The sequence below is a fragment of the Pseudobacteriovorax antillogorgiicola genome, from assembly GCF_900177345.1.
Taxonomy (GTDB): Bacteria; Bdellovibrionota_B; Oligoflexia; order Oligoflexales; family Oligoflexaceae; genus Pseudobacteriovorax; species Pseudobacteriovorax antillogorgiicola.
This window is the reverse complement of the sequence record NZ_FWZT01000067.1, coordinates 1-1,448: the sequence shown is the minus strand read 5'-3', so window position 1 is coordinate 1,448 and position 1,448 is coordinate 1. Positions and strand designations below refer to the sequence as shown.

Genomic DNA, 1,448 nt, shown 5'->3' with positions numbered 1-1,448 from the left:
GGTGAGCAATCATTCTGTAGGCTTTTCCTGATTTTCTATATATTGCTTGATGACATCTATAGGTGCTCCCCCCGCTGATAACAAGCAATAGGCTCGCGTCCACATAACAGGTTTCCAGTAAAATTTTGCAAGATGATCACTGAAATCTCTCCTGATAAGCCTAGAGCTGACAGTCTTCAAATTATTGACGAATTTGCTAGGCTGGGCCGAAGGATGAAAGTCCAAAAGTAAGTGAATGTGATCCTGTTCTCCACTGAATTCGATAAGCCCAATATCCCATTTTTCACAGATATCTTTGCAGATCTCTTGAAGGCGATCGAGTATTTCTTTTGTGAAGCACTTTCGCCTGTACTTTGTTACCAGCACTAAGTGATAAGTAATCTTATATACGCAATGATGATGGGATCTTATTTGGTTTTTTGTCATTGACACTGTATTGCCTCCTGGCTATTATCTAGCTCATAAGAAGAGGAATTGCAATGGCAACAAAAACCCTAAAAATACGGATAAAAGACAGTACAGCTTGCAAGGAGCTGAACCGTATGGCTAGGGCAATCAATTTTGTCTGGAATTATTGCAACGAAACTTCGTTTGAAGCTGTTAGGAAAAATAGTCAATGGCTTTCCTATCAAGACCTACAGAGGCTGACTAAAGGAGCGAACAAGGAACTTGGGCTGAATTCTGCTTCCGTACAAATGGTTTGTCGTGAGTATGTAACACGAAGACGGCAGTTCAAGAAAAGAAAACTCAGATGGCGTGGTCGAAAGTCGTTGGGGTGGATTCCATTTCGCCATGATTGTATCAAGTTTAAAGACGGCATTGTGACCTTCAATAAGAAGCCCTACAGGCTGTTTCAACCGGATCGTCTTCCCGAATCTGACTACAAGAGCGGAGAGTTTTGTCAGGACTCTAAAGGTCGTTGGTATATCTGCATTCCAATCGAATACGAACCAGAACAATACGATGCTCGCGCTGAAGTTGGCATTGACCTTGGTCTGAAAGACGTCGCCACGCTCTCTAGTGGCAAAAAGGTATCTAACGGGCGCTATTATCGGATGATGGAGCGAAAGCTTTCTGGTGTGCAGAAGCACAAGAAAAAGAGGCAAGCTAGGAAAATCCACGCAAAGATTCGTAATAAGAGAATGGACGATCTCCACAAGGCCTCAACTGAAATCGTCCAAGAAAATTGCCTAATAGTTGTAGGTAAGTTTGGAGCCAAAGGCTTAGCCAAAACCAAAATGGCAAAATCTGTAAATGATGCGGCTACTACCGCATTCAAAACGATGCTGAAGTATAAAGCGAGCGCGCAACAGCATCGTATATTCGTAGAAGTTCCTGAGAACTGCTCAACTCAAATCTGTTCTAGCTGTGAAGAGATTCCAGATAGCGCACCGAAAGGTGTGAAAGATCTTGGGGTGAGAGAGTGGGTGTGCAGCAGTTGTGGAGCG

General features: G+C 43.3%; 2 protein-coding genes. One reads left to right on the top strand and one right to left on the bottom strand.

The genetic code is table 11. The features are described 5' to 3' along the window. Window positions 1-9: 9 nt before the first annotated feature. Complete coding sequence (tnpA, locus tag B9N89_RS31165) at window positions 10-426, bottom strand: IS200/IS605 family transposase (protein WP_143478330.1); 417 nt, start codon at window positions 424-426, stop codon at window positions 10-12. A gap of 53 nt (window positions 427-479) precedes the next feature. On the opposite strand from tnpA, the gene B9N89_RS31160 reads away from it, so the two are divergent. Beyond that, on the top strand, window positions 480-1,448 hold a 969-nt coding region (locus B9N89_RS31160; RefSeq protein WP_143478329.1), incomplete at its 3' end, for an RNA-guided endonuclease InsQ/TnpB family protein.